This window comes from Paraburkholderia tropica, assembly GCF_900109265.1.
In the GTDB taxonomy this organism is placed as follows: Bacteria; Pseudomonadota; Gammaproteobacteria; order Burkholderiales; family Burkholderiaceae; genus Paraburkholderia; species Paraburkholderia tropica.
In genome coordinates this window covers 151,402-171,320 of the sequence record NZ_FNZM01000008.1, presented here as the reverse complement: position 1 = coordinate 171,320, position 19,919 = coordinate 151,402, and the positions used below count along the sequence as shown (strand labels likewise).

19 protein-coding genes are annotated in these 19,919 nt (G+C 65.5%); 16 read left to right on the top strand and 3 right to left on the bottom strand.

From position 1 onward, the window contains the following. The first annotated feature begins 6 nt into the window (after nt 1-6). The 8 genes from BMY06_RS14910 (at nt 7) to cysM (ending at nt 7,358) form a co-directional block, all read left to right on the top strand. The gene (locus BMY06_RS14910; protein ID WP_028226806.1) at nt 7-330 is read left to right on the top strand and encodes an integration host factor subunit beta; all 324 of its coding nucleotides are present in this window, start codon (nt 7-9) and stop codon (nt 328-330) included. Nucleotides 331-672: 342 nt separating this feature from the next. Next, a complete protein-coding gene (locus BMY06_RS14905; RefSeq protein WP_065058283.1) occupies nt 673-966 on the top strand; it encodes a lipopolysaccharide assembly protein LapA domain-containing protein in 294 nt (97 codons plus the stop codon). Between the two features lie 62 nt (nt 967-1,028). Further along, nucleotides 1,029-2,204, top strand: coding sequence for a lipopolysaccharide assembly protein LapB (gene lapB / locus BMY06_RS14900; RefSeq protein ID WP_065058284.1), 1,176 nt, complete (start codon nt 1,029-1,031; stop codon nt 2,202-2,204). 51 nt (nt 2,205-2,255) lie between these two features. Beyond that, nucleotides 2,256-3,656, top strand: a complete 1,401-nt coding sequence (locus BMY06_RS14895; protein ID WP_065058285.1) for a UDP-glucose dehydrogenase family protein — start codon at nt 2,256-2,258, stop codon at nt 3,654-3,656. A 4-nt stretch (nt 3,657-3,660) separates the two neighbouring features. Then, nucleotides 3,661-4,623 carry a D-glycero-beta-D-manno-heptose-7-phosphate kinase gene (gene rfaE1 / locus BMY06_RS14890; RefSeq protein WP_065058286.1) on the top strand — a complete coding sequence of 321 codons (963 nt, stop codon included), beginning with the start codon at nt 3,661-3,663 and terminating at the stop codon, nt 4,621-4,623. 106 nt (nt 4,624-4,729) lie between these two features. Next, entirely contained in the window at nt 4,730-5,722 is a 993-nt protein-coding gene (rfaD, locus tag BMY06_RS14885; protein ID WP_065058287.1) for an ADP-glyceromanno-heptose 6-epimerase, read from the top strand. A gap of 76 nt (nt 5,723-5,798) precedes the next feature. Next, nucleotides 5,799-6,170, top strand: a complete 372-nt coding sequence (locus tag BMY06_RS14880) for a ComEA family DNA-binding protein (protein ID WP_074983899.1) — start codon at nt 5,799-5,801, stop codon at nt 6,168-6,170. Between the two features lie 285 nt (nt 6,171-6,455). Further along, nucleotides 6,456-7,358: a cysteine synthase CysM gene (gene cysM, locus BMY06_RS14875; RefSeq protein WP_065058289.1), complete on the top strand. Its 903-nt coding sequence runs from the start codon at nt 6,456-6,458 to the stop codon at nt 7,356-7,358. A 101-nt stretch (nt 7,359-7,459) separates the two neighbouring features. Here the strand turns inward: cysM and mltB are convergent, their stop codons facing one another. Next, nucleotides 7,460-8,740, bottom strand: a complete 1,281-nt coding sequence (mltB, locus tag BMY06_RS14870) for a lytic murein transglycosylase B (protein ID WP_065058290.1) — start codon at nt 8,738-8,740, stop codon at nt 7,460-7,462. 328 nt (nt 8,741-9,068) lie between these two features. On the opposite strand from mltB, the gene BMY06_RS14865 reads away from it, so the two are divergent. Together BMY06_RS14865 and BMY06_RS14860 are read left to right on the top strand one after the other, a co-directional pair. After that, a complete protein-coding gene (locus BMY06_RS14865) occupies nt 9,069-9,995 on the top strand; it encodes a histone deacetylase family protein (RefSeq protein WP_065058291.1) in 927 nt (308 codons plus the stop codon). Nucleotides 9,996-10,034: 39 nt separating this feature from the next. Further along, complete coding sequence (locus BMY06_RS14860) at nt 10,035-10,871, top strand: enoyl-CoA hydratase (protein ID WP_080180356.1); 837 nt, start codon at nt 10,035-10,037, stop codon at nt 10,869-10,871. Between the two features lie 27 nt (nt 10,872-10,898). On the opposite strand, the gene BMY06_RS14855 is transcribed toward BMY06_RS14860, so the two are convergent. Beyond that, entirely contained in the window at nt 10,899-11,732 is an 834-nt protein-coding gene (locus BMY06_RS14855; RefSeq protein ID WP_244144313.1) for an alpha/beta hydrolase, read from the bottom strand. 344 nt (nt 11,733-12,076) lie between these two features. Here BMY06_RS14855 and BMY06_RS14850 point away from each other — a divergent pair, with 344 nt between their 5' ends. The 6 genes from BMY06_RS14850 to BMY06_RS14825 all read left to right on the top strand — a co-directional run bounded on the left by BMY06_RS14850 (nt 12,077) and on the right by BMY06_RS14825 (nt 18,524). Then, nucleotides 12,077-13,111, top strand: a complete 1,035-nt coding sequence (locus BMY06_RS14850) for a methionine ABC transporter ATP-binding protein (RefSeq protein ID WP_074983897.1) — start codon at nt 12,077-12,079, stop codon at nt 13,109-13,111. Next, nucleotides 13,101-13,754, top strand: a complete 654-nt coding sequence (locus BMY06_RS14845; RefSeq protein ID WP_074983895.1) for a methionine ABC transporter permease — start codon at nt 13,101-13,103, stop codon at nt 13,752-13,754. Before BMY06_RS14850 ends, BMY06_RS14845 begins: the two co-directional genes overlap by 11 nt. Before the next feature lie 106 nt (nt 13,755-13,860). Beyond that, on the top strand, nt 13,861-14,670 hold the full coding sequence (locus tag BMY06_RS14840) for a MetQ/NlpA family ABC transporter substrate-binding protein (protein ID WP_074983893.1): 810 nt from the start codon (nt 13,861-13,863) through the stop codon (nt 14,668-14,670). 240 nt (nt 14,671-14,910) lie between these two features. Continuing rightward, nucleotides 14,911-15,660, top strand: a complete 750-nt coding sequence (locus BMY06_RS14835; RefSeq protein ID WP_074983892.1) for an electron transfer flavoprotein subunit beta/FixA family protein — start codon at nt 14,911-14,913, stop codon at nt 15,658-15,660. 22 nt (nt 15,661-15,682) lie between these two features. Further along, the gene (locus BMY06_RS14830) at nt 15,683-16,618 is read left to right on the top strand and encodes an electron transfer flavoprotein subunit alpha/FixB family protein (RefSeq protein WP_124263076.1); all 936 of its coding nucleotides are present in this window, start codon (nt 15,683-15,685) and stop codon (nt 16,616-16,618) included. Between the two features lie 118 nt (nt 16,619-16,736). Continuing rightward, on the top strand, nt 16,737-18,524 hold the full coding sequence (locus tag BMY06_RS14825) for an acyl-CoA dehydrogenase (protein WP_074983889.1): 1,788 nt from the start codon (nt 16,737-16,739) through the stop codon (nt 18,522-18,524). A 104-nt stretch (nt 18,525-18,628) separates the two neighbouring features. Here BMY06_RS14825 and BMY06_RS14820 read toward each other — a convergent pair whose 3' ends face one another. Further along, nucleotides 18,629-19,915: a D-amino acid dehydrogenase gene (locus BMY06_RS14820; protein ID WP_074983887.1), complete on the bottom strand. Its 1,287-nt coding sequence runs from the start codon at nt 19,913-19,915 to the stop codon at nt 18,629-18,631. Between the last annotated feature and the right edge of the window lie 4 nt (nt 19,916-19,919).

The window sequence follows — 19,919 nt, the reverse complement described above, 5'->3', positions numbered from 1 at the left end:
TGAAGTATGACCAAATCTGAATTGGTCGCGCAGCTGGCTACGCGATTTCCGCAACTCGTCCTCAAGGATGCGGATTTCGCGGTCAAAACGATGCTCGATGCGATGTCCGAGGCGCTCGCCAAGGGCCATCGCATCGAAATTCGAGGCTTCGGCAGCTTTGGCCTGAACCGCCGGCCGTCGCGCGTCGGACGCAACCCGAAGTCGGGTGAGAAAGTGCTGGTGCCCGAGAAGTTCGTGCCGCACTTCAAGCCGGGCAAGGAGCTGCGCGAGCGTGTGGACCGTCGCTCGGGCGAGCCGCTGAAAGCGGACGAGCCGGACGACGATCTGTAAGCGCTGCAAGTTATTGCCGTGTTTGCGGTTGTCGGCAATCAATGCCAGATGGCCAGAACGCAAGGACCGGGAAGCGCCGGGGCTAATAGCCCGGCGCTTTTTTTTCGCCTGTTCGTTTCGTGTGGGCGTCGTCGTGGGGCGCTCGGCGTGTGTGGCGTGCGGATGTTCCTGCGCGGTTTTGGCGCCGCCGCGCGTTCGCGCGCCACCTGCGCGGGCGCGAGGCCTTCCATTACAATACGGGACACTTCGGCGGCGCCGCTGCTGCGGCGCAACACGCGTTGCGGCATGCATGGCGACATACGTGCGGCGCCGGGGTTTGTTCAACTGCCAAGAGAATCCTTCATGAGATTGATCGCCTGGGTGATCCGTGTGCTGGTGTTCGTGCTGCTGCTCGTGCTCGCACTCGCCAACACGCAAACCGCGACGCTGAACTTTCTTGCCGGATATTCGTGGCAGGCTCCGCTCATTCTGATCGGCCTCGCGTTTTTCGTCGTCGGTCTGCTGGCCGGCCTGCTGTCCGCGCTGCCCGCGATTTTCCGGCTGCGCATGGAGAACGGCCGCCTCAAGCGTGAACTGCGCACCGCGCGTGAAACGCCTGCCGTGGTGGCGGAACCGCCGCTGCCGCCGCTTATCTGATTCGACTTGCCGCCGGGCGTCCGTCCGGGCGCGCGGCTTGATTACCTCTCACCATCGCTCGCATGGATCTCGATTTCTGGTGGCTCCTCGTCATTCCCGTGGCTTTCGCACTCGGCTGGATGGCGTCGCGCTACGACCTCAAGGCGCTGCTGTCCGAAAGCGCCAACCTGCCGCGCTCGTATTTCCGCGGCCTGAATTTCCTGCTCAACGAGCAGCCCGACAAGGCCATCGACGCGTTCATCGAAGTCGCCAAGCTCGATCCGGAAACGGTCGAACTGCACTTCGCGCTTGGTAACCTGTTCCGCCGCCGCGGCGAAACCGACCGGGCGATCCGCGTGCATCAGAACCTGCTGTCGCGCGCCGACCTGCCCGTGAACGAGCGCGATCACGCGCTTTATGAGCTGGGTCAGGACTTCCTGAAGGCCGGCATGCTCGATCGCGCCGAGGAAACCTTCAGCACGCTCAAGTCGGGCGACTACGCGCAGGGCGCACAGCGCGCGCTGCTGACGATCTACGAGATCGAGAAGGACTGGAACCGCTCGATCGACACCGCGCGCCACCTCGAAACGATGGGCACGCCGTCGCTCGATGTTGAGATCGCGCAGTTCCATTGCGAACTCGCGCAGGAAGCGCTGCAGCAGAAGAAGCCCGACGAAGCACGCCGTCAGCTCGGCCTTGCGCTCAAGGCGAACGAGCACAACGTGCGCGCGACCATTCTCGCGGGCGATGTCGATGCGGCCAGCGGCAACTGGGAGTCGGCGCTCGCGCAGTGGCAGCGCGTCGAGGCGCAGAATCCCGCCTATCTGCCGCTCGTCGCCGAAAAGGTCATGAAGGGCTACGAGGCGCTCGGCCGCGCGCACGACGGCGCGCAGTTGCTCACGGAGTGGGTCGACCGCCATTCGTCGAACGATCTGCTCGATGTGGCCTATAAATATGTGTCGGAGCTGAGCGGTCCCGAAGCGGCGCACACGCTCGCGCGCACGCAGATGCAGAAGTCGCCGAATCTCGCCGGCATGACGCGTCTGCTCGAAGCGCAACAGGCGGCGGCCGAAGAGCCGCGCCGCAGCGAACTCGAACTCATGCGCAAGCTGATCCAGCAGCGCACCAAGAACCTGCCGCGCTACACCTGCCAGAACTGCGGCTTCCGGGCGCGCCTGTTCTACTGGCAGTGCCCTGGCTGCAGCGGGTGGGAAACCTACGCGCCGCGCCGCGTCGAGCCAATTCCGGCTTCCAGCTGACGCGCCGCCGCGCACGCATTACCTCAATCCGAATCTGTTACCGGAGCGCGTATGAAAATCACCATTATCGGTACCGGCTATGTTGGCCTCGTCACCGGGGCGTGCCTTGCCGAAATCGGTCACGACGTGTTCTGCCTCGACGTCGATCCGCGCAAGATCGACATCCTGAACAACGGCGGCGTGCCGATCCACGAGCCGGGTCTGCTCGAGCTTATCCAGCGTAACCGCAAGGCGCGCCGCATCACGTTTTCCACCGACGTCGCCGCGAGCGTCGAGCACGGCGAAGTGCAGTTCATCGCCGTCGGCACGCCGCCCGACGAAGACGGCTCGGCGGACCTGCAATACGTGCTCGAAGCGGCCCGCAGCATCGGCCGCCACATGACCGGCTTCAAGGTGATCGTCGACAAGTCGACGGTCCCCGTCGGCACGGCGCAGCGCGTGCAGGCCGTGATCGCCGAAGAGCTCGCCAAACGCGGCCTCGGCGCGAGCGACGCGCAGCGCTTCTCGGTGGTCTCGAACCCCGAATTCCTCAAAGAGGGCGCGGCCGTGGACGACTTCATGCGTCCGGACCGCATCATCATCGGCATCGACGAGGACGCCAACGGCGAAGTCGCGCGCGAGAAGATCAAGCGCCTCTACGCGCCGTTCAACCGCAATCACGAACGCACGATCTACATGGACGTGCGCTCGGCCGAATTCACCAAGTACGCGGCCAACGCGATGCTGGCCACGCGCATTTCGTTCATGAACGAAATGGCGAATCTGGCCGATCGCGTCGGCGCCGACATCGAGTCGGTGCGTCGCGGCATCGGTTCGGACCCGCGCATCGGCTATCACTTCCTGTACGCCGGCTGCGGCTACGGCGGCTCGTGCTTCCCGAAGGACGTGCAGGCGCTGATCCGCACGGCCGCGGAATCGGGCCAGAACCTGCGCATTCTCGAAGCGGTCGAGGACGTCAACGACGGCCAGAAGGACGTGCTCGTGAACAAGATCGTCCAGTCGCTGGGCGAAGACCTCAAGGACAAGCATTTCGCGGTCTGGGGTCTCGCGTTCAAGCCGAACACCGACGACATGCGCGAGGCGCCGAGCCGCCGTCTGATCGCCGAGTTGCTGCGCCGTGGCGCGACGGTTTCGGCGTACGATCCGGTCGCGACGGAAGAAGCGCGCCGCGTGTTCGCGCTGGATCTGGCGAGCGCGCCCGAACTGCAGGCGCGCCTGACCTTCGCGGCGAGCCAGGACGACACGCTGACGGGCGCCGACGCGCTCGTGGTCGTCACCGAATGGACGGCGTTCAAGGCGCCGGACTTCGAATTCCTGAAGGAACAGTTGAAGACTCCGCGCATCTTCGACGGACGTAATCTGTACGAGCCCGACGCGATGGCGGAGCTCGGTTTCGACTATCACTCGATTGGGCGGCCCCATGTCAAACACGCAAACCCGGCCGCAGTCTGACGCCATGACCGACAGCGCGGCACTCGCGCCCGAAGTTCAGGCCGTGCCGCGCGCGCAGTTCGCGCGCTCGCGCGTGCTCGTGGTCGGCGACGTGATGCTCGACCGTTACTGGTTCGGCGACGTCAACCGCATTTCGCCGGAAGCGCCGGTGCCGGTCGTACACGTGCAGCGTCAGGAAGACCGTCTCGGCGGCGCGGCCAACGTCGCGCGCAACGCTGCGGCGCTGGGCGCGCAGGCGGGTCTGCTGTGCGTGGTCGGTCACGACGAGCCGGGCGAGCGCATCGTCACGCTGCTCGGCGAGAGCAACGTGAACGCGTATCTCGAACGCGATCCCGCGCTGCCCACCACCATCAAGCTGCGCGTGCTGTCGCGCCAGCAGCAGTTGCTGCGCGTGGACTTCGAAAACACGCCCGCGCACGAGGCGCTGCTCGCGGGCCTCGCGCGCTTCGACGCGCTGCTGCCGACGCACGACGTCATCCTGATGTCGGATTACGCGAAGGGCGGCCTCACGCACGTCACGCAGATGATCTCGACTGCGCGCGCGGCGGGCAAATCGGTGCTGGTCGATCCGAAGGGCGACGACTGGGAACGCTATCGCGGCGCGAGCGTGATCACGCCGAATCGCGCGGAGCTGCGCGAAGTGGTCGGCACCTGGAAGTCGGAAGACGACCTGCTCGCGCGCGTGACGAAGCTGCGCCACGAATTGCAGTTCGACGCGCTGCTGCTCACGCGCTCGGAAGAGGGTATGACGCTCTTTTCCGAAGAGGGCGTGCTGCACGCGCCGGCTGTCGCGCGCGAAGTGTATGATGTCTCGGGCGCTGGCGACACCGTCATCGCGACCGTCGCGGTCTCGCTGGGCGCGGGCCTGTCGCTCGTCGAAGGCGTCGCGCTCGCGAATCGCGCCGCCGGTATCGTGGTCGGCAAGCTCGGTACGGCCACCGTCGACTACGACGAACTCTTTCAATGACGTGCCGCGCGCGGCGGCCACCAGGCTGTCGCGTGACGGACGCATCCCCGGGCCGGCTTCGGAGAGTTTTGCCGGTCCCGCGTGAACTCCTCTGCGCAGAACTACCATGACCCTCATCGTCACCGGCGCGGCCGGCTTTATCGGCAGCAACATCGTCAAGGCGCTCAACGAACGCGGCGAAGATCGCATCATTGCCGTCGATAACCTCACGCGCGCCGACAAGTTCAAGAATCTCGTCGACTGCGAAATCGACGACTACATCGACAAGACCGAGTTCGTCGAGCGCTTCGCGCGCGGCGAGTTCGGCAAGGTGCGCGCGGTGTTCCATGAAGGCGCCTGTTCGGACACGATGGAAACCGACGGCCGCTACATGATGGACAACAACTTCCGCTACAGCCGCGCGGTGCTCGACGCGTGTCTCGCGCAGGGCGCGCAGTTTCTGTATGCGTCGTCGGCGGCGATTTACGGCGGTTCGAGCCGCTTCGTCGAAGAGCGCGACGTGGAAGCGCCGCTCAACGTGTACGGCTATTCGAAGTTCCTGTTCGACCAGGTGATCCGCCGCGTGCTGCCGAAGGCGCAAAGCCAGATCGCGGGCTTCCGCTACTTCAACGTGTACGGCCAGCGCGAGACGCACAAGGCGCGCATGGCGTCGGTGGCGTTCCACAACTTCAACCAGTTCCGCGCCGAAGGCCGCGTGAAGCTGTTCGGCGAGTACAACGGCTACGCGCCGGGCGAGCAGACGCGCGATTTCGTGTCGGTGGAGGACGTGGTGAAGGTGAACCTGTTCTTCTTCGATCATCCGGAAAAGAGCGGCATCTTCAATCTGGGCAGCGGCCGCGCGCAACCGTTCAACGACATCGCGACGAGCGTGGTGAACACGCTGCGCGCGCTCGAAGGCAAGCCGGCGCTCACGCTCGCGGAGCAGGTGAAGGAAGGGCTGATCGAGTACATTCCGTTCCCGGACGCGCTGCGCGGCAAGTATCAGTGCTTCACGCAGGCCGATCAGTCGAAGCTGCGCGCAGCGGGCTACGACGCGCCGTTCCTGACGGTGCAAGAGGGTGTCGATCGTTACGTACGTTGGCTGTCTGGCCAGGTGTAACGCGCGATCGTTGCTCCCTAAACTGGACTCTCCTCGCCGGCGATGGTCGCCGGCGACGGCACAAGGGAGATCCAGCATGTTCAAGAAGCTTCTCGCCGCGGTCGCGCTCGTCGCCGCGTTCGGTCAGGCCTTCGCGGCCGTGGACGTCAACACCGCCAATGAAGACGCGCTGCGCGGCATCAAGGGCATCGGTCCCGCGCGGGCCAAGGCCATTCTCGACGAGCGCGGCGCGCACGGTCCGTTCAAGGACGCGTCCGATCTCGGCAAGCGCGTGAAGGGGCTGGGCGGCCATACCGTCGAACGTTTGCAGGCCGAAGGATTGTCGGTCGGTCCCGCAAGCGGGCAGGCTGCCGTTGCGGCGCAAGGCGCGAAGGGTGCGCAGAACGCACCGAACGCGCAGGGCAAGACCGCCGCACCGCAGCCGGCCACCGTCGCCGTCAAGAAGTAGGGCCACGCTGGCGCAGCGTAGATTCGCGTGCGCCCGAGCCGGCGTGCAACGGCGTGCGCGACTTCGCAGAACAGGGATGAGCGGTTCCTTCAGGTGTCGCTTCGGCGACATTGACCCGCGGCTTGCGCCGCGGGCTTTTTGCAGCGCCGCCCGAATCCTCACTGAATCCCCACTTTTTCCATCCCCACCGATGTCAGGGCTAGTCGGCGAGGGTTGGCCGCGTGGTTTAGAATCGAACGATCACGTATTCGCACAATCGCACGTCATTGCGCCTCACTATTCACTATGCCCTACAAGACTATTGAAGACACGATCGGCAACACGCCGCTCGTGCAGCTCGTTCGTCTCCCGGACGATGAAATTCGCGCCCGCAACAACGTCGTGCTGGCGAAGCTGGAAGGCAACAATCCGGCGGGTTCGGTGAAGGACCGCCCGGCGCTGTCCATGATCCGCAAGGCCGAGGAACGCGGCCGCATCAAACCCGGCGATACGCTGATCGAAGCCACGAGCGGCAATACCGGTATTGCGCTCGCCATGGCGGCGGCAATCCGCGGCTACAAGATGGTGCTGATCATGCCCGAGGATCTCTCGGTCGAGCGCCGTCAGAGCATGGCCGCCTACGGCGCGGAAATCCTGTTGACGCCGGTCAAGGGCGGCATGGAATACGCGCGCGATCTCGCCGAGCAGATGCAGCGCGACGGCAAGGGCATCATCCTCGACCAGTTCGCGAACCCGGACAATCCGCTCGCGCACTACGAGACCACGGGCCCGGAAATCTGGCGCGACACGGAAGGGCGCATTACGCATTTCGTTTCGTCGATGGGTACGACGGGCACCATCATGGGCACGTCGCAGTATCTGAAGGAACAGAGCACGGCGATCGAGATCGTCGGCGCGCAGCCTGAAGACGGCTCGCGTATTCCGGGCATCCGCAAGTGGCCCGAAGCCTATCTGCCGAAGATTTTCGACCGCAGCCGCGTCGACCGCGTGGAGAACGTGAGCCAGGCCGCCGCGGAAGCCATGGCGCGCCGCCTTGCCTCGGTCGAAGGTATTTTCGCGGGCATTTCGTCGGGTGGCGCGTGCGAAGTGGCCATGCGCATCGCGCGTCAGGTTGAGAACGCGACGATTGTGTTCATCGTCTGCGATCGCGGCGACCGTTATCTGTCGACGGGCGTGTTCCCGGCGTAAGCAAATCCGCCGCGCGGTCCGCGCGCGCAGAATGAAAAACGGGCGGCCTGTTTGCGACAGGCCGCCCGTTGTGTTTTGTGCTGCGCCGTGCTGTACGACGCTTACTGCGTATCGTTCGGGTTGCTCAGCGCCGGACCCGTGCCTACGTTCGGCTGCGTCGCGAGCATCTGCGCCTTCACGCGTTCGCCGAGCTGATACACCGCGAGTGCGTAGAAGAAGCTGCGGTTGTAGCGCGTGAGCACGTAGAAGTTCTTCAGGCCGAGCATGTACTCGGTCGGACGGCCGGGCGTAGGCAGGTCGATGACGGTGACCGGCGTGCCGCCTTCCGCAGCGATGTCGATGTTCGGCTCATTGAGCACGAGGCCCGAGCGCAGCAGCTGCACGAGCGGCCAGCGCGGTTCCGGCTTGCCGTCGGCGGCCGCCTGCGCGATGCCGAGACTGCCCGCGTCCTTCGCGATCTTCCAGACCACCGGACGGCCCGGCTCCCAGCCGTTCTGCTTCAGATAGTTCGCAACGCTGCCGATGGCGTCCGGCGTGCTGTTGCGCAGATCGATATGGTTGTTGCCCTCGTAATCGACGGCGTACTGCACGATGCTGCTCGGCAGGAATTGCGGGATGCCGATCGCGCCCGTGTAAGAGCCGAGCACCGACGACGGGTCGATCTGCGCGTCGCGCGTCCAGACCAGATAGTCCTCGAGATTCTTGCGGAACGTTGCCATGCGGTCGGCGCGGTTCGGCGTATCCGGATAATCGAAGGCGAGCGTGGTGAGCGCGTCGAGCACACGGAAATTGCCCATGTAGCGCCCATAAATCGTTTCCACGCCGATGATGCCGACGATCACCTCGGGCGGCACGCCGAACTGATCGGCGGCGCGCTGCAGCGTGGCCTGATTCGCCCGCCAGAAACGCACGCCCGCGTTGATGCGTACTGCATCGAGAAAGCGCGCCTGATACGAGCGCCAGTTCTTCGCGCTCGGCGTGGGCGAGGGCGTGACGAGCTTCACGGCCGTTGCCGAATAGCTCGCGCTCGCGAACAACGCGTGCAGCGCGTCGCTGTTGAAGTCGTAGCGCGCGACCATGTCGTTGATGAAGGTGTCGACATTCGGATTGTTCGCGTAGCGCTGCGGGATGATCTCCTCTTCAAACGTTTGCCCCTGCGACGCGGCTTGCGGCTGCGTTTGCGGCTGCGCCTGGCCTTGCGGCGGCGTCTGCGGCTGTGCCTGGGCGAGCGTGAGCGGCGCGTGCTGCGGGCTCAGCGCGTCGGGCGAGGCCGTCTGCGCCTGCGCCGCACCGCCCCAGAACGCCGACGCGGCGCACAGTGCAAGGGCGAAAGACGTGAGGCGGACGTGGCGGCAAGCAGGCAGGGCGGACTTGAGCGTCATGGGAGGCGGGTAGGTGGGGCAGGAGAGAACGTAATCCCGGGCAGTATACCCGAGCACCTTGCGTGAAACGGCCCTGGGCGTGCCGGGAGCGCGCGTTGGCGCGGTTGCGCTGTGGTAACGTGATGACTGCCCGCGCACGTCGCGGGCGCAGCACGGCGGCACGAAGTAAGGTACGAAGCAGCACACGAAGTAGAAGACGGTGTAAAGCGGCACACAACAAGCCGCACGAAGTTTGGGAAGATTTGCAGTCCCGCGCAGCGAACCCCGACGAAAGACTGAAGGAGACCCGCGGCGTGCGTCCCGGCGCGCGTGGCGGCCAGCACGACACATGACAACCGGCTTTTTTTCCCATCCCGACTGCCTGCTGCACGAAATGGGCGAGTGGCATCCCGAATGCCCCGCGCGCCTGCAGGCCATCGAAGACCAGCTTATCGCGAGCCGTATCGAGTCGCTGATCGAGCACGACACCTCCGCGCCGCTCGCTGAAGAATCGGCGCTGCTGCGCGTGCACACGCAGGCGCACATCGACTATCTGCGCGCGCTCTCGCCGCAGGAAGGCTATGCGGCGATCGACCCCGACACCTCGATGAATCCGCACACGTGGCAGGCCGCGCTGCGCGCCGCGGGCGCCGCTGTCGCGGCCACCGACGCCGTGCTCGCCGGCCGCTACGAGAACGCGTTCTGCAGCGTGCGTCCGCCCGGCCATCATGCCGAACCCGCGCGCGCGATGGGCTTTTGCTTCTTCAACAACGTCGCTGTGGCCGCGCGTCACGCGCTCGACGTGCATGGGCTGTCGCGCGTGGCCGTCATCGACTTCGACGTGCACCACGGCAACGGCACCGAGGCCGCGTTCGCCGGCGACGATCGCGTGCTCATGTGCAGCATCTTCCAGCATCCGTTCTATCCGTTTTCGGGCGCCGACCAGCAGGCGCGCAACATGGTCAACGTGCCGATGGCGGCGCGCACCAAGGGCATGGAAGTGCGCGAGGCGATCGACATTCTGTGGCTGCCTCGCCTGAACGAATTCAAGCCGGAAATGGTGTTCGTCTCGGCGGGTTTCGATGCGCACCGCGAAGACGATCTCGGCAATATGGGCCTTGTCGAAGACGATTACGCGTGGATCACCGAACAGATCTGCGATATCGCGAACCGCCACGCGAAGGGGCGCATCGTGAGTTGTCTCGAGGGCGGCTACAACCTCTCCGCGCTCGGGCGCAGCGTCGTGGCGCATCTGCGCGTGCTGGCGGGCATCTGATCCGCTCAACCGCTTCAACGTTTGAAGGAGTGTCGCGTCATGTGTGCTGCTGCCGTTGAGTCGTCGTCGTCGTCTTCGTCTGCCGCTAAGGCTTCGCTCGAACATGCGCCGCTCGTCGAGGTCGCGCACGACGCTTATGGCGTGCCGGGCGTCGCGCGCCTCACGCTCAATCGTCCCGATGCGTTCAATGCGCTTTCCGAAGCGCTGATCGACGCCGTGCACACCGAACTCGCCGTGCTCGCGCGCTCGGACGCGCGCGTGGTGGTGATCGCGGCGGCGGGGCGCGCGTTCTGCGCAGGTCACGACCTCAAGGAAATGCGCGCGGCGCCGTCGCTCGACTACTACAAGCAGTTGTTCGCGCGCTGCTCGAAGATGATGCTGGCGATCCAGACGATGCCGCAGCCCGTGATCGCGCGCGTGCATGGCGTGGCCACCGCGGCGGGCTGTCAGCTCGTGGCGATGTGCGATCTCGCCGTGGCCGCCGATTCCGCGCGCTTTGCCGTATCGGGCATCAATCTCGGGCTGTTCTGCTCGACGCCTTCGGTGCCGCTCACGCGCAACGTGTCGCGCAAGGCGGCCTTCGAAATGCTGATGACGGGCGAGTTCATCGACGCGCAAAAGGCGCTGCGTGAAGGGCTCGTGAACCGCGTCGTGCCCGCCGATGCGCTCGACGCCGAGGTGACGGCGCTCGCCGCGAGCATCTGTGCGAAGCCGCGCGAGGTGGTGGCGGCGGGCAAGGGCCTGTTCTACCGGCAGCTCGAAATGGGCATCGAGGCCGCGTATCAGCTCGCCGGGCAGACCATGGCGTGCAACATGATGACGGACCCGGCGCTCGACGGCGTGCAGGCTTTCATCGACAAGCGCGGCGCGAAGTAAGGTCGAACGTCAAAGTCGAGCGTCGCCTCAGCAATGGCGTTCGATCCATTCCAGCATCGACGCGATCACGCGCTCGCGATCCAGATCGTTGAGCGTTTCGTGATAGCTGCCTTCGTAGAGCGTGAGCGTGCGGTCCGGCGACCCCACGTGCGCGCCGAAGGCGCGGCTGCCGTCGGGTTCCGTGAGCTTGTCTTCGGTGCCGTGCCAGATCAGCACGGGCAGGCGCAACTGCGCGCGGCCCGCTTCGATGCGCTTCATCGCTTCCAGTAGCTCCGCGCCCGTGCGCGCCGGAATCGCGCCGTGATGCACGAGCGGATCGGCGCGATTGGCCTGCACCACGGCGGCGTCGCGCGCGAGCAGGGCGGCATCGATCTTCATCGCCGGAAAACGCGGCCAGACGGCGCTCATCACGCGGCTCGCAGCGATCATCCACTGCGGCACGTCGCGGCCGGGCGCGAGCGCGGCGCTCGACAACAGCAGCCCCGCGAGCGGCACGCCGCCTTGCGGCGCGCGCTCGATCGCATAGAGCGCGGCGATCGCGCCGCCCATGCTGTGGCCCATCAGAAAGAGCGGCGTGCGGCGCGCGGCGCATTGCGCGCCCGCGTGCGCGATCAGCGCGTGAGCGTCGTCCAGATATTCGTCGAAGCAGTTGATCCAGGCGCGCCGGCCGCTCGCGCGTCCGTGACCGCGCAGGTCGATCGTATAGACATCGATGCCCGCGGCATTCAGGCGCGCCGCGAGCGCGGCATAGCGCTGCGCATGTTCGGCGAGGCCGTGAATCAGCGCGATGGCGGCGCGCGGCGGCGTGCCGCGCGTGCGCCAGGCGTAGAGCGGCAGTTCGGCGCCGTCGTGGGTGCGCAGCGTCACCGTGTCGGGCAGGCGCGCCGTGGCTTGCGCGGCGTTGATCGGCTGGGTCGTCTCCATCTGCGCTGTCTCTCTCGTCGTTGTAAGTTTTTGTCTGACGGCAGAGTGTAGCCGCGGTTTCATCGGGCTTTCTGTGCTTTTTGCCGCGCCGGGACTCTAATGAAATTCAGTAATGAATTTATCGAAATGGATTATTAAAAGGAATTTGGCTCGCCAGGGTAAAATGTCAAGTTGACTCCAGACCAGCAAACGGCGGCTGTCTGCCGGCGCGACGCGTACAGGCGATCCATAGGGTCGCGTGCACGGGCGGCGCGCGGCACGCCCGCCGTTTCGTTTTTTCCATGATCGAAATTCGAAACGTTTCCCAGCGCTTCGCGGGCCCACAAGGCTGGATCGAAGCGCTGCACAACGTCAATCTGACGATTCCGCAGGGCGAGGTCTTCGGCATTATCGGCCGCAGCGGGGCGGGCAAGAGCACGCTCGTGCGCACCATCAACCTGCTGACGCGGCCGACCGAGGGCGACATCGTCGTCAACGGCCGCACGCTCACGTCGCTGCCGAACGCGCAACTGCGCGAGGCGCGCCGCGAGATCGGCATGATTTTCCAGCACTTCAACCTGCTTTCGTCGCGCACGGTGTTCGACAACGTGGCGCTGCCGCTCGAACTCGCGGGCATGAAGCGCGCCGACATCGAGGCGACGGTCCTGCCGTTGCTCGAACTCGTCGGCCTCACGGCGCAGAAAGACCGTTATCCGTCGCAGATCAGCGGCGGCCAGAAGCAGCGCGTGGGCATCGCGCGCGCGCTGGCGAGCAAGCCGAAAGTGCTGCTTTCCGACGAAGCCACCTCCGCGCTCGACCCCGAAACCACGCGCGCGATTCTCGACCTGCTGCGCAAGATCAATCGCGAGCTCAAGCTCACGGTCGTGATGATCACGCACCAGATGGAAGTGATCAAACAGGTCTGCGACCGCGTGGCCGTGCTCGACGCGGGCCGCGTGGTGGAAAGCGGTCCCGTGATCGACGTGTTCCTGCAACCGCGTCACGAAGTCACGCGCGCGCTGCTCGGCGACGTGATCGCGCAGGAATTGCCGCCCGCGCTCAAGGCGCGCGTGACCGAGCGTCTCGCGAAGGGCAACGCGCATCTGCTGCGCCTCGCTTTCACGGGCACGGGCGTCGATCAGCCGGTGCTGTCGGAAACGATCCGCCGCTTCGAACTCGATTTCAACATCCTGCATGGCCAGATCGACGAGATCCAGGGGCAGGCGTTCGGCTCGCTCGCGGTGCTCGCGGGCGGCGATCCGGTGAAGGTCGCGCAGGCGATTACGTGGCTGCGCGAGCAGGGCGTGGTGGTGGAGGAGCTGTCCCATGTGGAGTGAAATGTTCGATATGTTCGTCCAGTCGTTCTGGGAGACGCTCATCATGGTGGGCATTTCCGGACTGGTTGGCGCGGCCATCGGCCTGCCGCTCGGCGTGCTGCTCTATCTGACCGACCGCAACGGCGTGCTGCAGAACCTCGCCGTCAATCGCGCGATGGGCGTGGTCGTCAACGCGGTGCGCTCGACGCCGTTCATCATCCTGCTGGTGGCCGTGATTCCGTTCACGCGCGTCGTGGTGGGCTCGTCGATCGGCACGGCGGCCGCCATCGTCCCGCTGACCATTTCGGCCGCGCCGTTCATCGCGCGTCTGGTGGAAACCGCGCTGCGCGAAGTCGATCGCGGGCTGATCGAAGCCGCGCTGTCGATGGGCGCGAGCACGCGCCAGATCGTCTTCAAGGTGCTGCTGCCCGAGTCGCTGCCCGGCGTGGTGGCGGGTCTCACGATCACGTTCATCTCGCTCGTCGGCTATTCGGCGATGGCGGGCGCGATCGGCGGCGGCGGTCTGGGCGACCTGGGCATCCGCTACGGCTATCAGCGCTTCGAACCCGAAGTGATGCTGCTCGTGGTGGTCGTGCTGATCGTGTTCGTGCAGCTCGTGCAGTCGTTCGGCGACTGGCTCGTGCGACGCTTGAGCCATAAATGAGCCACAAGTAAGTAAGCCTCAAAACCGGCGGTAACCGTCGCCCGGCCGCGCGCGACATGCTTGCTCGCGGCTCGTCGATCCACTTCCACGAGACAAAGGTTTGGCCATGCAACGACGCATCATGATCCGGCTGGCGAGCGCGCTCGGCGCGGCAACGCTGATCGCTCCGCTGTGCGCGCCGCTCGCGGCGCACGCTGACGAAACCATCAAGGTGGGCGTCACCGGCGGCCCGCACGAGCAGGTGATGGAAGTGGTCAAGCGCGTGGCCGCGAAGAACGGCCTGACGATCAAGATCGTGGAGTTTTCGGACTACGTGCAGCCGAATGCGGCGCTCGCGGGCGGCGATCTCGATGCGAACAGCTACCAGCATCAGCCATATCTCGATGCGCAGGTGAAGGACCGCGGCTACAAGCTCGTGAAGCTCGCCGACACGGTCACGTTCCCGATGGGCATCTACTCGAAGAAGGTGAAGACGCTCGCGGAGCTGAAGCCGGGCGCGCGGATTGCGGTCCCGAACGATCCGACCAATGGCGGGCGCGCGCTGTTGCTGCTGCAAAAGCAGGGCCTTATCAAGCTGCGCGAGAGCGCGGGTTTGAAGGCCACGCCGCTCGACATCGTGGATAACCCCAGGAAGCTGAAGATCGTGGAACTGGACGCGGCGCAGATTCCGCGTTCGCTCGACGACGTGGACGCCGCCGCGATCAACACGAACTTCGCGATGGAAGCGGGGCTCAAGCCGAAGGCCGACGCGATCGCGATCGAGGACCCGAAAGGCCCGTACGTGAACGTGCTGGCGATCCGCGAGGCCGATCGCAACAAGCCGTGGGCGGCGAAACTGGTGGCGGCGTATCACTCGCCGGAGGTGAAGCAGTACATCGAACAGAAGTTCGGCGGCGCGGTGATCGCGTCGTGGTAAGCCCCGGGTAGACGGATTAGATAGAGAATTCAGTCGGAACCCGGGCTTGAAGCCCGGGTTTTTTCCGACATAAAATCGCACGATCGTTCGCTAGCGATATTCGCGACTGCCGGCCGCGCCGTGCAGGCAGCGCGCAGACAGCGGATCGTGCGGGAAAAATGCTGGCGGCGAGCGGCGTCCTTCGGGGCTATCGCTATAATGTCCGCCAGGTTGACGTATTCGTAACTTCGGAGCATGTGAATGAAAGTCCTTGTGCCTGTCAAACGCGTAGTCGATTACAACGTGAAGGTTCGTGTGAAGTCGGACGGCACGGGCGTCGACATTGCCAACGTGAAAATGTCGATGAACCCGTTCGACGAAATCGCCGTCGAAGAGGCCGTTCGTCTGAAGGAAGCGGGTGTCGCGACCGAAGTGATCGCTGTGTCCGCAGGCGTCGCGCAAGCGCAGGAAACGCTGCGCACGGCGCTGGCGATCGGCGCCGACCGCGCGATCCTGATCGAGTCGAACGAAGACCTTCAGCCGCTGGCTGTCGCGAAGCTGCTCAAGGCGCTCGTCGACAAGGAACAGCCGCAACTCGTCATCCTCGGCAAGCAGGCCATCGACGACGATTCGAACCAGACGGGCCAGATGCTCGCGGCGCTGGCGGACCTGCCGCAAGCGACCTTCGCCTCGAAGATCACGGTCGCCGACGGCCGTGCCACGGTCGCGCGTGAAGTCGACGGCGGCGCGGAAACGCTGTCGCTCGCGCTGCCCGCGGTGGTCACGACGGACCTGCGCCTGAACGAGCCGCGCTACGTCACGCTGCCGAACATCATGAAGGCGAAGAAGAAGCCGCTGGAAACGATCAAGCCGGAAGATCTCGGCGTGGATGTGACGCCGCGTCTGAAGACGCTGAAGGTTTCGGAGCCGCCCAAGCGCAGCGCCGGCGTGAAGGTCGCCGACGTGAAGACGCTGGTCGAGAAGCTGAAGACCGAAGCCAAGGTGCTGTGAGGAGCGAGAAAAAATGACGAATCTGGTTAATCTGGTAATCGCTGAACACGACAATCAGTCGATCAAGGCCGCGACGCTGAACGCGGTGTCGGCTGCACAGAAGATTGGCGGCGACGTGCACGTGCTGGTCGCGGGCCACAACGCGCAAGCGGCTGCCGATGCCGCAGCGAAGATCGCGGGCGTCGCGAAGGTCATTCTGGCCGACGCGCCGCAGCTCGCACAGGGTCTCGCGGAAAACGTCGAAGCCACGGTGCTGTCGATCGCGAAGAATTACTCGCACATCCTCGCTCCGGCGACGGCAGCGGGTAAGAACGTCACGCCGCGCATCGCCGCGAAGCTCGACGTCGCGCAGATCTCGGACATCACGGCCGTCGACAGCGCCGACACGTTCGAGCGTCCGATCTACGCGGGCAACGCGATCGCCACGGTGCAGTCGGCCGATCCGGTCAAGGTCATCACGGTGCGTACGACGGCGTTCGATCCGGTCGCAGCCGAAGGCGGCAGCGCGCCGGTCGAGAAGATCGACGCGGCAGCGGACAACGGCAAGGCGCAATTCGTCGGCCGTGAAGTCACGAAGCTCGACCGTCCGGAACTCACGAGCGCGAAGATCATCGTCTCGGGCGGCCGCGGTCTGGGCAGCGGCGAGAACTACACGAAGGTGCTGGAGCCGCTCGCCGACAAGCTGAACGCCGCGCTCGGCGCCTCGCGCGCCGCGGTCGACGCAGGCTATGTGCCGAACGATTATCAGGTCGGTCAGACCGGCAAGATCGTCGCGCCGCAGCTTTACATTGCGGTCGGCATTTCGGGTGCGATCCAGCATCTGGCCGGCATGAAGGACTCGAAGACCATCGTCGCGATCAACAAGGACGAAGAAGCACCGATCTTCAGCGTGGCCGATTACGGCCTCGTCGGCGATCTGTTCACGGTCGTGCCGGAACTCGTCAACGAGCTCGGCTAAGCATCGCGAATTACCGATGCGAATCACAGACGCCTGCATCGCATGACGTCTGACACAGAAAAGGGGCGCCGCGTGCGCCCCTTTTTTCGTTCATCAGCGGATGAAGGGGGAGACTGACATGTACGACGCACCGATACGCGACATGCTGTTCGTGATGAAGGAGCTGGCCGGACTCGACGAGATCGCCGCGCTGCCCGGCGGCGAGGACGCCACGCCCGAGACCGTCGAAGCCGTGCTGCACGAAGCCGCGAAGCTCTGTGGCGAAGTGCTCGCGCCGCTGAATGCCGAAGGCGATCGCCATCCGAGTCACTGGGACGACGGCGAAGTGCACGCGTCGCCCGGCTTCGCCGAGGCGTTTCGTCACTACGTGGCGGGCGGCTGGCAAGGCGTGCAGCATCCTCAGGAATACGAAGGACAGGGTTTGCCCAAGCTCGTCGGCACGCCGTGCGTGGAGATGCTCAACTCGGCGAATCTCTCGTTCGCGCTGTGTCCGCTGCTGACCGATGGCGCGATCGAGGCGCTGCTCACGGCGGGCAGCGAGGCGCAGAAGCAGCGCTACGTGCCGAAGCTCATTTCGGGCGAGTGGACCGGCACGATGAACCTCACCGAGCCGCAGGCGGGCTCCGATCTCGCCGCCGTGCGCACGCGCGCCGAGCCGCAGGGCGACGGCACGTACAAGCTGTTCGGCACCAAGATTTTCATCACCTGGGGCGAGCACGACATGGCGGAGAACATCGTCCATCTCGTGCTCGCGCGCACGCCCGACGCGCCCGAAGGCGTGAAGGGCATTTCGCTCTTTATCGTGCCGAAGTTTCTCGTCAACGCGGATGGTTCATCGGGCGCGCGCAACGACGTGCAGTGCGTGTCGATCGAGCACAAGCTCGGCATCAAGGCGAGCCCGACGGCGGTGCTGCAATACGGCGATCAGGGCGGCGCGATCGGCGAATTGATCGGCGAGGAAAATCGCGGGCTGGAGTACATGTTCATCATGATGAACGCCGCGCGATTCGCGGTGGGCATGCAGGGCGTGGCGATTTCGGAGCGCGCGTATCAGAAGGCGCTCGGCTATGCGAAGGAGCGCGTGCAGAGTCGGCCCGTCGATGGCTCGTCGAAGGCGGCGGTCACCATCGTGCATCATCCGGACGTGCGGCGCATGCTCGGCACCATGCGCGCGCTCACCGAGGCGGCGCGCGCGCTCGCTTACGCGGCGGCGGGCGAGAGCGACCGCGCGCATCGCGATCCCGATGCCGCGGCGCGCGCGCGTCATCAGGCCGTCTACGAATATCTCGTGCCGATCGTGAAGGGCTGGAGTACCGAGTCGTCGATCGAGGTGACGAGCCTCGGCGTGCAGGTTCACGGCGGCATGGGTTTCATCGAGGAGACGGGCGCGGCGCAGTTCTATCGCGACGCGCGCATTCTGCCGATCTACGAAGGCACGACCGCGATCCAGGCGAACGATCTGATCGGACGCAAGACGTTGCGCGACGGCGGCGCGGTGGCGAAGGCGCTGGCGGCCGAAATCGGCAAGACGGTCGCGGAACTCGGCGCGCAGGACGGCGGGGCGTTCAAGTCGATGGCGAAGTATCTGGCGCTTGGGCGGGGTGCGTTCGAGTCGGCCGTGGATTTCGTGCTGACGAATGCGAAGCGCGATCCGAACGCGGTGTTCGCGGGCAGCGTGCCGTATCTGATGCTCGCGGGCGTCGTGCTGGGCGGCTGGCAGATGGCGCGCGCGATGCTCGCCGCGCAACGGCTCATGCCGCACGATCCGGCGTTCTACGGCGCGAAGATCGCGACGGCGCAGTGCTATGCGGAGCAGGTGTTGCCGCGCGCGCTGGCGCTCGAAGCGGGTATCGTCAACGCGAAGGGCGACGAGGGCGTGCTGGCATTGCCGGAAGATCAGTTCTGATTTGCAGCTGATTTACGGCCGATCTACGGCGCGGGTATGAAAAACGGCGGCCTCTTTTCAGAGCGCCGCCGTTTTTTTGCCGCCTTCAACGAAGCGGCGAGTCCTTAAGCGTAAGCCGGGCGATGCGTGCCGTGCTGTTCGCCGAGGTAGCGATAGACCGAGAGGTCGTCGGCCTTGATCGCGGGCTGCTTGCCGGAGATGAGGTCGGCGAGCAACTGGCCCGAGCCGCACGACATGGTCCAGCCGAGCGTGCCGTGTCCCGTGTTCAGGAACAGGTTCGAGAGCGGCGTGCGGCCGACGATGGGCGTGCCGTCCGGCGTCATCGGGCGCAGACCGGTCCAGAAGCTGGCTTGAGCCGTATCGCCGCCGCCGGGGAACAGATCGTTCACGCACATTTCGAGCGTTTCGCGGCGCGCCTGCTTGAGCGACTTGTCGAAGCCGACGATTTCCGCCATGCCGCCCACGCGGATGCGGTCGTCGAAACGCGTGATCGCGATCTTGTAGGTTTCGTCGAGCACGGTGGAGACCGGCGCGGCGTCGGCGTTGACGATCGGCGCGGTGATCGAATAACCCTTGAGCGGATACACCGGAATCTTCATGAGACCCGAGAGCATCTTCGTGGAGTACGAGCCGAGCGCGAGCACATAGCTGTCGGCGCGCACGAGTTCGCTGCCGCATTGCACGCCCGCGATGCGGTCGCCCTGCACGGCGAGGCCGTCGATCGGCGTGTTGTAGCGGAACTTCACGCCGAGTTCGGCGGCCATCGCGGCGAGGCGCGTGGTGAACAGCTGGCAGTCGCCGGTTTCGTCGCCGGGCAGACGAAGGCCGCCCGTGAGCTTGTGCGAGACGGCGGCGAGCGCGGGTTCGGCGCGGCCGAGTTCGGCGGCGCTCAGAAGTTCGTATGGCACGTTGGCGTCCTTGAGCACGGCGATGTCCTTCGCCGCGCCTTCGAATTGCTGCTGCGTGCGGAACACCTGCAGCGTGCCGCCCGTGCGGCCTTCGTACTGGATGCCGGTGTCGGCGCGCAGCGCCTGCAGGCAGTCGCGGCTGTATTCGGCCAGACGCACCATGCGGCCCTTGTTCTGCGCGTAGCGCCCGGCCGTGCAGTTCTGCAGCATCTGCCACATCCATTGCAGCTGGAACTTCGTGCCGTCGAGGCGGATGGCGAGCGGCGCGTGCTTCTCGAACATCCACTTGATCGCCTTGAGCGGCACGCCCGGCGCCGCCCACGGCGCGGCATAGCCCGGCGAAATCTGGCCGGCGTTCGCAAAACTGGTGTCGAGCGCGGGACCGGACTCGCGGTCGATCACCGTCACTTCATGGCCCGCGCGGGCAAGATACCAGGCGCTGGCCACACCGACCACACCACTGCCCAACACGACGACTCGCATAGCT